Source organism: Aeromicrobium sp., assembly GCF_049586495.1.
In the GTDB taxonomy this organism is placed as follows: domain Bacteria; phylum Actinomycetota; class Actinomycetes; order Propionibacteriales; family Nocardioidaceae; genus Aeromicrobium.
Genome location: NZ_JBAVCB010000067.1, coordinates 1 through 9,846 on the forward strand (window position 1 = coordinate 1; position 9,846 = coordinate 9,846).

11 protein-coding genes are annotated in these 9,846 nt (G+C 66.4%); 2 read left to right on the forward strand and 9 right to left on the reverse strand.

Annotation, left to right across the window (positions count from 1 at the left end; genetic code table 11):
- Positions 1 to 30: 30 nt before the first annotated feature.
- The 4 genes from WB508_RS03950 to WB508_RS03965 form a co-directional block, all read right to left on the reverse strand.
- Positions 31 to 837 (reverse strand): ABC transporter ATP-binding protein, encoded by an 807-nt coding sequence (locus WB508_RS03950; protein WP_423843582.1) that lies wholly within the window; start codon positions 835 to 837, stop codon positions 31 to 33.
- On the reverse strand, positions 834 to 1,769 hold the full coding sequence (locus WB508_RS03955; protein WP_423843583.1) for a branched-chain amino acid ABC transporter permease: 936 nt from the start codon (positions 1,767 to 1,769) through the stop codon (positions 834 to 836). The genes WB508_RS03950 and WB508_RS03955 overlap by 4 nt, the downstream gene beginning before the upstream one ends.
- Positions 1,766 to 2,611: a branched-chain amino acid ABC transporter permease gene (locus WB508_RS03960; RefSeq protein ID WP_423843584.1), complete on the reverse strand. Its 846-nt coding sequence runs from the start codon at positions 2,609 to 2,611 to the stop codon at positions 1,766 to 1,768. The genes WB508_RS03955 and WB508_RS03960 overlap by 4 nt, the downstream gene beginning before the upstream one ends.
- A gap of 61 nt (positions 2,612 to 2,672) precedes the next feature.
- Complete coding sequence (locus WB508_RS03965; RefSeq protein ID WP_423843585.1) at positions 2,673 to 3,854, reverse strand: ABC transporter substrate-binding protein; 1,182 nt, start codon at positions 3,852 to 3,854, stop codon at positions 2,673 to 2,675.
- Positions 3,855 to 4,018: 164 nt separating this feature from the next.
- Between WB508_RS03965 and WB508_RS03970 the strand changes: the two genes are divergently transcribed.
- Positions 4,019 to 5,641 carry an AMP-binding protein gene (locus tag WB508_RS03970; RefSeq protein WP_423843586.1) on the forward strand — a complete coding sequence of 541 codons (1,623 nt, stop codon included), beginning with the start codon at positions 4,019 to 4,021 and terminating at the stop codon, positions 5,639 to 5,641.
- Positions 5,642 to 5,661: 20 nt separating this feature from the next.
- Entirely contained in the window at positions 5,662 to 6,471 is an 810-nt protein-coding gene (locus tag WB508_RS03975) for a PaaX family transcriptional regulator C-terminal domain-containing protein (RefSeq protein ID WP_423843587.1), read from the forward strand.
- 19 nt (positions 6,472 to 6,490) lie between these two features.
- Here WB508_RS03975 and WB508_RS03980 read toward each other — a convergent pair whose 3' ends face one another.
- From WB508_RS03980 to WB508_RS04000, 5 genes are all read right to left on the reverse strand, one after another.
- Complete coding sequence (locus WB508_RS03980; RefSeq protein ID WP_423843588.1) at positions 6,491 to 6,901, reverse strand: RidA family protein; 411 nt, start codon at positions 6,899 to 6,901, stop codon at positions 6,491 to 6,493.
- Positions 6,898 to 7,653 carry an SDR family NAD(P)-dependent oxidoreductase gene (locus WB508_RS03985; protein ID WP_423843589.1) on the reverse strand — a complete coding sequence of 252 codons (756 nt, stop codon included), beginning with the start codon at positions 7,651 to 7,653 and terminating at the stop codon, positions 6,898 to 6,900. Before WB508_RS03985 ends, WB508_RS03980 begins: the two co-directional genes overlap by 4 nt.
- On the reverse strand, positions 7,650 to 8,807 hold the full coding sequence (locus WB508_RS03990; RefSeq protein ID WP_423843590.1) for an acyl-CoA dehydrogenase family protein: 1,158 nt from the start codon (positions 8,805 to 8,807) through the stop codon (positions 7,650 to 7,652). The genes WB508_RS03985 and WB508_RS03990 overlap by 4 nt, the downstream gene beginning before the upstream one ends.
- Positions 8,808 to 9,635: an enoyl-CoA hydratase family protein gene (locus tag WB508_RS03995; protein WP_423843591.1), complete on the reverse strand. Its 828-nt coding sequence runs from the start codon at positions 9,633 to 9,635 to the stop codon at positions 8,808 to 8,810.
- Positions 9,632 to 9,846, reverse strand: a 215-nt coding sequence (locus WB508_RS04000; RefSeq protein ID WP_423843592.1) for an acyl-CoA dehydrogenase family protein, incomplete at its 5' end; no start/stop codon positions are given. The genes WB508_RS04000 and WB508_RS03995, both read right to left, overlap by 4 nt.

The window sequence follows — 9,846 nt, forward strand, 5'->3', positions numbered from 1 at the left end:
CGTGGAGGCCGCGTACTGTCAGGAAATCGGTCATGACTGGGCCTCGGGCACTGATGGGCTCGGATCGTCGGGAAACAACTCGCTCGTGTTCTCGGCTCCCAGGTAGGCGCTCTGAACCTCGGGCGACGCCCGTACTTCTGCGGGGGAGCCGCTCACCAGATGTTGGCCAAGATGCAGCACCGTCATGGTGTCTGCCACGCCGAACACGAGATCCAGATCGTGTTCGACGATCATCACCGTGACCTCGGACGGAAGGTCCTTGATCAGACTCATCAGCCGGGCGGTCTCTGAGGCGGACATCCCAGCGGCTGGCTCGTCAAGCAGGAGCAGCTGGGGTCGGCAGGCAAGGGCCACGGCCACCTCGAGCTGGCGACGCTCGCCGTGCGACAGTGCACCGGCCCGATCCGAGGACCGATCGGCAAGTCCGACCCGGTCGAGAAGCTGACGTCCATCCTCAAGGAGATTGGTTCGCTTGGCGGCAGGACGGCACATCGACCATGACGTGCGGCCAGCCCGACGCTGCGCGGCGAGCATGATGTTCTCGGCCACGGTCGCGGTCAGGAACAACGAGGAATGCTGGAAGGTGCGGGCGAGTCCCCGACCCACCCGTTGATGCTCGGCGACTCCGGTCACGTCGTTGCCGTTCAGGAGGACCGATCCAGCGGTCGCGGCGTGGGTTCCGGCAATCAGCGCGAACAGCGTGGACTTGCCTGCCCCGTTGGGTCCGATCACCGCATGGCGACTCCCCGGCGCGACGGAGAACGAGACGTCCTCGACCGCCTTGAGGGATCCGAAGTGTCGGGAGACCCCGCGCAGCTCAAGCATGGGTGTCGTCATGACCGGACCTCGGCTTTCGGTCGTCGCAGCCCCGCGAGTCCCCGCGGCAAGGTGTAGACCGCCACCACGAACACGATGCCGAGCAACAAGGTGCCATGTCCGGGGAAGTAGCCGCCGATGTAGTCACGAGTCAGGATGACGATGGCCGCGCCGACGACGCTGCACCACATCGAACCGAGGCCGCCGATCACCACCGCCAGCAGCGCCAAGGCAGCCACCTGGAAGCCCATGTCGCCGGGGGCGACGAAGTTCTGGGTCGATGTCCACAGCGACCCAGCCGCGCCAGCCAGGGCGCCAGCAATGCAATAGGCGGCCAGGGCGTACGCGGTCGTGTTGTATCCGACTGCTCGGAGCCGGTCCTCGTTGTCGCGAATGCCGCGCAGCGTCAACCCGAATGGCGAACGCACCAGCAGTGCCACCAGGCCGTACAGCAGCAGGAACATGACCAACACGTAGTAGTAGACGAGGCCGTCCTGGACGAAGGGGGCCATGCCCGGCGCCGCAACGACAGGCGGAATCCCGGAGAATCCGTCGGTGCCGCGCGTGATCCCGTCCAGACGGCCGGCCGCGCTGTACCCGATCTCGCCGATGGCCAGCGTGATCATCAAGAAGGACACGCCACGTGCTCTGACCGCCACAGGGCCGGTGATCGCTGCAGCCACGGCCCCAGCGACGGCCGACAGAACCAGCTGGAGCGGCCCGAGGTCCGACATCGTGGTCGCCACGATGGCGCCGGTGTATGCGCCAACGCCGAAGTAGGCCGATTGGCCGAGCGTCGGCAGACCGGTCACGCCGGTCAGCAGGTTGACGCTGATGGCCAACAGCCCGAAGGTCAGGATGCGCGAGAGGGTGGAGATGGAGTAGGCGTCGACGATCCACGGCATGGCGCAGAGCGCGACGACCACACCGACGCCGACCAGGCGCCGCATCATGCGCGGCTCGTCAACGAGGCCAGCCCCTGGGGGCGCCACGCGAGCACCACGACCATGGCGCCGAAGAGCAGGAAGGGTGCGTAGTCGGGCAGGAGCGCGACGCCCAGGGTCTGCACCTGGCCGATGAGGAGTGCGCCGATCATCGCCCCCCGGACCGAACCCAGCCCGCCGATCACGACCACGACGAGGGAGAGCACCAGAACGTTCTCGGCGACTCCGGGGCCGGGCGCGATGATCGGGGCTCCGAGCACGCCGCCCACCGTCGCCAGCGCCGCGCCGACGGCGAAGACTCCGAAGAGCACCTTGCGGGTGTCGACTCCCATCGCCTGCACCATCGTCCGGTCAGCAACCGTGGCGCGCACGAGGGCACCGAGCGAGGAGCGCTCGAACACGTAGTACACGCCAGCCGCCAGGAGGCCAGCGATGGCGATGAAGGCCAGCCGGTAGATCGGATAGCTGTGGCCGAAGAGCAACGCGGTGCCGGCCAGTCCGCGCGGTGGCTGAGTGCGCAGCACCTCGCTGCCGAAGACAGCGAACAGCAGGTCAGCGGCGATGAACGCGATGCCCAGGGTCAGGACAGCCTGATCGAGGTGACCACGTGATGCCAGCGGCAGGGTGACCGCCGACAGCACGAACCCCCCGACCACGCCGACCAGCACGCCGACGACGATGGCCAGTCCGAATCCCAGCCAGCTGCCGTCAGACAGTGCGTAGCCGACGTAGGCCCCCAGCAGGTACAAGGCGCCGTGGGCCAGGTTGAGGACGTCCATCATGCCGAAGACCAAGGACAATCCGACCGCCAGCGTGAAGAGCAACAGCCCGTAGGCAATCCCGTCGACCATGCTGACGAGATTGCCGTCGAGCCAGCTCAGCACCGCGTTCCGATCCGTTCCCCGCGCCGCGTCAGCCGAGCTTGCCGAGCTCGGCGATCACAGCGTTGTTGAAGGTGCCGCCATCGGCCTTGACCTCCCGCAGGTACCACATCTGCACCGGCGTGCCATTGTCGTTGAAGGACCAAGCGCCGCGCGGGCTGTCGATCTCACCGACGTTGGCAATGGCGTCGTTGATCGTCTTCGACGTGACGTCGTCGCCGGCTGCCTTGATGGCCTTGTCGAGCACCTGTGCGGCATCGAAGGACGCCATCGCGTACGTGGTCGGAGCGTTGCCGGTCTTGGCCTTGTAGGCCTCGACGAATGCGGCGTTGGTCGTGTTGTCCAGATCGGCGGAGTAGTTCATCGCCGTGAAGGTGCCTTCGGCTGCGTCAGCTTGCGCCGTGAGCACGCCGCCCTCGGTGAGGAATCCGGCCGAGTAGTGATCGACCTTGCCCTGCAGCCCGAACTGGCTGTACTGCTTGACGAAATCGACGGCAGCGCCGCCGGCGTAGAACGTGAAGACGGCCTTGGCCTTGGACTTTTGCAGGTTCGCCAGGAAGGGCTGGAAGTTCTTTGTTCCGGGGAACGGTGTGTAGACCTCGTCGGCGATCTCGCCGCCGGCCTCCACAAACGTCTCCTTGAAGCCCTCGACCTCATCCTTGCCGGCTTGGTAGTCGGCGGCCAGCAGGTAGACGGGACCGTCGACCTTGTCGGCGACGTAGGCGCCCAGCGCCTTGCCGGGCTCGTCGTTGACGTAGGAGGTGCGCCAGATGAACTTGGCGTCGGTGATGTTGGTGGGGGAGGCGTTGGAGCCCACCAACGGGATGCCCTGGGACTCGAAGAGGTCCTTGCTGCCGTTGAGGACGGCCGAGCTGACGATGCCGGTGACGGCCGCGACCTTGTCCTGCTTGACCAGCTTGTCAGCGGCGGCCTTGCCCGAGTCGGCGGTCTCGCCTTCATCGGCCACCGAGATGTCGATCTCGCGTCCACCGAGCTTGCCGTCATTCTGCTCGAGGTAGAGCTCGAAGCCGGCCTTCATGTCGTCACCGAGCGTCTTGTAGATGCCGGACTGCGGCACGAGAAGACCGATCTTGACCGGTCCGTCGGCGGCGGCGTCATCGCCACCGAGAGCGCCGTCGCCGCAACCGGCGAGCACGAGTGAGGTCGAGGCTGCAAGCGCGAGAGCCGCGCGCATCTTCCAGGGGAGCTTCATGGGACTGGTCCTCCGAGGGTAGTGAACGACACGATGTCTGCTGCGACTTTATAATGTATTTTCGACGATCGTCAAGAGATCGCACTAACCATTGTGTATCGACACGTTGACTACCGTCACAGATGGTGCATACCATCGGACCCTGATCCGGAAGAGAGGTTGCGATGACTTTGTCGTCTTCGGCACACGTTGATTCGTTCTGCCGCGACAACCTTCCACCCGTCGATGCGTGGCCAGAGCTCCTGCTCGACAGTCCGGACGTGCAGTACCCGGACCGGCTCAACTGCGCAGTGGCGCTGCTGGACGATGTCATCAACGAATTTGGCGGGCAACGCGAGTGCCTGCTCGCTCCCGGTGCCGTGAGCTGGACCTATCAAGACCTCCTCGACACGGCCAATCGGATCGCCGGCCTGCTGAGCACCGAGCTCGGCGTCGTGCCGGGCAACCGAGTCCTGCTCCGCGGGCCCAACAATCCGTGGTTGGTGGCGTGTTGGTTCGGTGTGCTCAAGGCCGGAGCGGTCGTGGTCGCTACGATGCCGATGCTGCGCGCCGAGGAGCTCCGCAGCATCCATGAGGTCGCCCAGATCGACCTCGCCCTGTGTGATCATCGATTTTTGGACGATCTGCACACAGCGGCCCTCGACGAGGTCGAGATCGTCGCCTTCGGCGGACCGGAGGACGACGACCTCTCCGTGCGGATCGGCTCGCAACCGACCACCCATGCCGACGTGGACACAGCCGCTGATGACGTCGCTCTCCTGGCCTTCACCTCCGGCACCACGGGCCGGCCCAAGGCGACCATGCACTTCCACCGTGACGTCCTGGCAATCGCGGACACCTTCTCCCGGCACGTCCTGAAGCCGAACTCTGATGACGTCTTCGCCGGCACGCCGCCGTTGGCGTTCACCTTCGGTCTCGGAGGCGCCGTCATCTTCCCGCTCCGCATCGGTGCGAGAACCTTGCTGATCGAGAAGGCGACGCCAGTCGAGCTCGCAGGTCACATCGCCGAGAACGGCGTGTCGATCTGTTTCACCGCCCCCACGGCATATCGGGCCATGATCGCCGCTGGCTGCGCCACCCGGCTCAGCTCGTTGCGACGAGCGGTGTCGGCCGGGGAACATCTGGACGAAGCGACGTGGCGGGCCTTTTTGGAGGCGACGGGCGTCAAGATCATCGACGGCATTGGCGCGACCGAGATGCTGCACGTCTTCATCTCCTCCGCTGACGACGACATCCGTCCGGGGTCGACGGGCCGGGCGGTCCCGGGCTACCGGGCACGGATCGTGGACCTTGACGGCCACCCGGTGGAGGACGGCACACCCGGCCGCCTCGCCGTGCAAGGGCCAACCGGTTGCCGCTATCTTGCCGACGAACGCCAGCAGGTCTACGTCGAGGACGGCTGGAACGTCACGGGTGACACTTTCATTCGCGACCAGGATGGCTACTTCTGGTACCAGGCGCGCAGCGACGACATGATCATCTCGTCGGGCTACAACATCGCTGGCCCCGAAGTCGAGGAAGCGGTGCTGTCCCATGGCGACGTCCTGGAATGCGCGGTCATCGGATGGCCGGACGAAGCGCGCGGCAGCCTCGTCACGGCGTTCATCGTGCTCAACGACGGGGTCGTCGGGGACGACGAGCTGGCGCTGGCGATCAAGCAGCACGTGAAGGCGACTATCGCGCCCTACAAGTATCCGCGGCAGATTCGTTTCGTCACCGAGCTGCCCCGGACCCAGACGGGCAAGCTTCAGCGCTTCCGTCTGCGTCCAGACGCAGTGTCGTCCTGACCCACCCCTAGGATCCAGTCATGCCGGAGATCGCACCGCGCCAGCTCATTTTGACGCTGTACGGGTTGTACGCCCGCGACGAGCACAACTGGCTGTCGGTCAACTCCGTGGTCAAGATGCTCGGCGATCTGGACGTCGATTCCGCTGGCGTCCGGTCATCGATCTCACGGCTCAAGCGACGCGGGGTTCTCGGTTCGATGCGCGTCGGCCAGGCCGCTGGCTACGCGCTCTCCAGCGAGACGCTGGAGATGGTGCGCGAGGGTGACACCCGCATCTTCAGCCGACTCCGGGCGGCCGAGTCCGACGGCTTCGTGCTGGTGGTCTACTCGATCCCTGAGGTCGAGCGCGAAAAGCGGCACCAGCTGCGCACGACTCTCGCGCAGATGGGCTTCGGCACGACCGCTCCGGGCGTCTGGATCGCACCCGGTCATCTGCACGACCAGGTCGTCCACACCCTCACACGACTCGCGATGGAATCGTACGTGGACATCTTCCATGCGCGGTATGAAGCCTTCGGCGACCTGCGAGAGAAGGTCGGTACCTGGTGGGACCTGCCGGCCATCGACCAGGAATACGCGGCCTTCATCGAGCTGCACCAGGACGCCCGAAACCGGTGGAAGGCGTCCGCCGATGCAGCCCGCACGGCATTCGAGATCTATGTGCCCCTGTTGACGCAGTGGCGCCGGCTTCCCTACCTCGACCCCGGTCTGCCGGCGAGCCTCCTGCCGGCCGACTGGAACGGTGGCAAGGCCGCCAACCTCTTCTCGGATCTGGATGCCCTCTTGCGGACGCCCGCCCGGGAGCACGCGATGTCCGTCATCCACGGCTGACCACTGCCGCTGCCGGTGATCAGGCGGGTGGATGCTCGATCATGGCCACGCCCTGCACCTCGACGAGCGCCTCGATGTCCCACAGGCGGGAAACTCCGATGCCTGCCATGGCGGGGTATTCCGTGCCAGCCAGTCGGCGCCACACGGCACCGATGTCGCGGGCCCGAGCGCGGTAGTCCTCCATGTCCACGATGTAGATCGTGACGGAGGTGAGGTCGCTCGGCTGGCCCCCGGCGGCTTCGAGGGAGCGCAACATGCTGGAGAAGGCCTGTTCGAACTGCTCGACGATGTCGCCGTCGATGATCTTTCCGTCGAGATCGAGTGCGGTCTGACCGGCCAGGTGGACCGTGACCGGTCGATCGGTCCGGACGGCGTGGCTGAACCCGCGCGCCCGGGCAAGATCGGTGGGATTGATGCGTTCAAAGCTCATGACTGGACTGCTCCTCCGTCGACGTTGATGCCCTGCCCGTTGATCGCTCCATTGTCGACGCACGCCATGACGGCGGCAGCGACTTCGGACGGTTCGACGAGGCGCCCGATCGGTTGACGCCGGGCCAGAACGGTGGCGGCTTCGTCGGTGCTGATGTCGAGTCGATCGCTCATGGCAGCGATCGTGGCGTCGGTCATCGGCGTGTTGACGTAGCCCGGGCAGACGGCGTTGACCGTCACGCCGGTACGGGCGACCTCGTCGGCGGCTGCCCTCACGAGGCCCAACACCCCATGCTTGCTCGCCGAGTAGGCGCTGACCTGCCGCTCGCCGCGTTTGGCCACCACCGAGGCGATCACCACGATGCGACCCCAGCGCTGCTCGAGCATCGAGGGGAGTGCCCGCCGGATGCAGCGGAAGGGTGACGTCAGGTTGGACTCGAGCATGTGCTGCCACTCGTCGTCGGTCGTGTCGACCAAGGGTGCCGCCAGCGAAGCCCCTGCGTTGGCCACCAGGATCTCAGGGTGACCCCATGACTCCTCGATCGTGTCGAAGAGGTCGAGGACCGCGTGCGCATCGGTGAGGTCGGTGGCCAGCGGGAGTGCGTCGCCGGGGAGCTCGGCGGCAACCGACTGGAGCTTGCTGAGGGTGCGGCCGACCAGCACGACGCGGTGACCGTCGGCGGACAGCGTCTCGACGATGGCACGGCCGACGCCTTGACCAGCGCCGGTCACCACCGCGATCTTGCCGCTCATCGGAAGGCCGGGATCCCGGTCAACGCATGGCCGATGCTCAGTGAGTGCATCTCCTCGGTGCCTTCGTAGGTGGCAACAGTCTCCAGATTGTTCATGTGTCGCATGACCGAATGATCCAGCGTGATGCCAGCGGCGCCAAGCATGCCGCGGGCGGTGCGTGCGACATCGAGGGCGGCTCGGACGTTGGCGAGCTTGCCGTAGCTGACCTGCACGGGGGTCAGTGCGTCGGCATCCTTCAGGCGGCCGAGGTGAAGGGCGACAAGGGCGGCGTTGTTGACCGCGATCGTCATGTCGGCCAGCTTGCGCTGCGTGAGCTGGAATCCCGCCAGCGGCTTGCCGAACTGTTCGCGCTCCAGCGTGTAGGCAAGTGACTCCTCCAGGCAGCTGCGAGCCGCGCCGACCACACCCCACAAGATCCCGTAGCGCGCTTCGTTGAGGCAGGTGAGTGGGCCCTTGAGGCCGCGGATGTCGGGGAAGGCCGCCGACTCGGGCAGGCGGACGTTGTCGAGCACGAGCTCTGCGGTGATCGACGCACGCAAGGAGAGCTTGCGGCCAATCTCGTGGGCCGAGAATCCGGGTGTCGACGTGGGCACGGCGAAGCCGCGGATGCCCTCATCGGTCTGCGCCCAGATCACCGCGACGTCGGCAAGGGTGCCGTTGGTGATCCACATCTTCGCGCCGTTGATGACCCAATCGCCGCCATCGCGGCGCGCCGTCGTGCGCATGGAGCCGGGATCGCTGCCGGCATCGGACTCGGTGAGGCCGAAGCAGCCGATCGCCTCGCCCGCTGCCATCCTCGGCAGCCATTCGGTGCGGTGTTCCTCGGTGCCCCACCGGTGGATCGCAAACATGGCGAGCGAGCCCTGCACCGAGACGAGACTGCGCAGGCCCGAGTCGACAGCCTCGAGCTCGCGACATGCCACGCCGTACGCGGTGGCACTGGTTCCAGCACAGCCGTAGCCATCCAGATGCATGCCGAGGACGCCGAGCTTGCCGAGTCCACGCGCGACGTCCGAGGGAATCGTGCCCTGTTCGAACCACTCGGAGACACGCGGCGCGAGCTCGCTGTGAGCGTAGTCGCGCACGGTCCGGCCGATGGCGCGTTCCTCCTCGCTCAGCTGGTCGTCGGCAGCGAGGAAATCGAGTGTCTTCATCTAGCGGCCCTTCCAGGCAGGCGGTCGTCCGGCATTGAAGGCGGCATGGAACTCAGCATGGTCCTCGGTGGTCATCAGCAGGGCCTGCGTCATGGCGTCGAGCTCGACCGCGGCCCCCAGGGGCATGTCGAGCTCGCGGGTCAGGAGCGACTTGGTCTGAGCATGGGCCAACGTGGGCCCGCTGGCGAGGCGGTGGGCCAGGGCCATCACGGCATCGTCGAGCGCGTCGTCGGCGACGAGCTCTGACACCAGCCCATATCGGTCGGCGGTGGCTGAGTCGATCGTGTCGCCGAGCATGAGGAGCTTGGTGGCGTGGCCGAGGCCGACGACACGGGGCAGCAGGTAGGCAGCGCCCATGTCGCCGCCAGACAGGCCGACCTTGCTGAACAGGAACGCGAAACGGCCCGAGGTGCCGACCACCCGGAAGTCGGCAGCCAGCGCGATCACCGATCCGGCGCCAGCCGCGATGCCCTGCACCTTGACGATGATCGGGATGGGGCACTCGCGCATGGCCCGGATGACGTCCCCGGTCATCTTGGTGAAGGTCATCAGATCGCCGGCCTGCATCGTGAGCAGCTCGCCGATGATCTCGTTGACGTCCCCTCCACCGCAGAAGCCTCGTCCCTCGCCCTGGATCACGAGGACCTTGACGCCGTCGTGATGGGGCAGCTCGAACAGCAGGTCACGCAGGTCCGCATACGACTCGAACGTCAGCGGGTTCAGCTTCTCGGGCCGGTTCAGGGTCACGGTGGCGACGGAGTCGGTGACGTCGAAGTCAAAGTGCTCCCACGTGGTGGTCAGCGCGGCGGAGGCGCGAAAGCGGCTCATGAAGCGTTCCTTCTCTTGATGATCTCGCGGGCGATGATGGTGCGTTGAACCTCGGAGGCGCCCTCGTAGATGCGGGGTGCGCGGACGTCGCGGTAGAGGTGCTCGAGCAGATGTCCGCGCTGCAGGGCCCGGGCGCCGTGCAGCTGGACGCACTGATCGACGATCCGCTGGGCCGCCTCGGTGGCGAAGAGCTTGGCCATGGCGGCGGTGC

Coding starts and splice junctions, on each gene's coding strand:
- WB508_RS03950 (WP_423843582.1), bottom strand. CDS start 837: ATGACGACACCCATGCTTGAGCTGCGCGGGGTCTCCCGACACTTCGGA.
- WB508_RS03955 (WP_423843583.1), bottom strand. CDS start 1,769: ATGATGCGGCGCCTGGTCGGCGTCGGTGTGGTCGTCGCGCTCTGCGCC.
- WB508_RS03960 (WP_423843584.1), bottom strand. CDS start 2,611: ATGGTCGACGGGATTGCCTACGGGCTGTTGCTCTTCACGCTGGCGGTC.
- WB508_RS03965 (WP_423843585.1), bottom strand. CDS start 3,854: ATGAAGCTCCCCTGGAAGATGCGCGCGGCTCTCGCGCTTGCAGCCTCG.
- WB508_RS03970 (WP_423843586.1), top strand. CDS start 4,019: ATGACTTTGTCGTCTTCGGCACACGTTGATTCGTTCTGCCGCGACAAC.
- WB508_RS03975 (WP_423843587.1), top strand. CDS start 5,662: ATGCCGGAGATCGCACCGCGCCAGCTCATTTTGACGCTGTACGGGTTG.
- WB508_RS03980 (WP_423843588.1), bottom strand. CDS start 6,901: ATGAGCTTTGAACGCATCAATCCCACCGATCTTGCCCGGGCGCGCGGG.
- WB508_RS03985 (WP_423843589.1), bottom strand. CDS start 7,653: ATGAGCGGCAAGATCGCGGTGGTGACCGGCGCTGGTCAAGGCGTCGGC.
- WB508_RS03990 (WP_423843590.1), bottom strand. CDS start 8,807: ATGAAGACACTCGATTTCCTCGCTGCCGACGACCAGCTGAGCGAGGAG.
- WB508_RS03995 (WP_423843591.1), bottom strand. CDS start 9,635: ATGAGCCGCTTTCGCGCCTCCGCCGCGCTGACCACCACGTGGGAGCAC.